Origin of the sequence: Neglectibacter sp. X4 (assembly GCF_009917365.1) — a bacterium.
Classification (GTDB): domain Bacteria; phylum Bacillota; class Clostridia; order Oscillospirales; family Acutalibacteraceae; genus Acutalibacter.
In genome coordinates this window covers 1-323 of record NZ_QWLE01000227.1, presented here as the reverse complement: position 1 = coordinate 323, position 323 = coordinate 1, and the positions used below count along the sequence as shown (strand labels likewise).

Genomic DNA, 323 nt, shown 5'->3' with positions numbered 1-323 from the left:
TATGCACAGGTTACGATGACGATTAAAAAAAGTTCTGGAACAACGATAAAAACTTTTACAAAAAAAGTATATCCAGATGAGATAGGACGTATTTCATGGGCAGATTCACATAATTTGGAAGATAGAGGAACTTACTACTTACATGCCAATGTAAAGCTGTACAAGAATAGCAAGCTGGTAGAAACAGTGACGGGAGACTCTTTGAGCCAAAAGTATTAATTCGCTTATCAGGTGGTATTGGGGATAGAGAAATCAGTAGGAAGGAGGTAAAGAAAGCGGATAGGCAAATAAAAATCTGCAAAGAAAAAGAGTTTTCTAAAATA

Annotated in this window: 1 protein-coding gene; it reads left to right on the top strand. The window is 35.6% G+C overall.

All coding sequences use genetic code 11. The features are described 5' to 3' along the window. On the top strand, positions 1 to 219 hold a 219-nt coding region (locus D1841_RS18840; protein ID WP_207710203.1), incomplete at its 5' end, for a hypothetical protein. Positions 220 to 323: the final 104 nt, after the last annotated feature.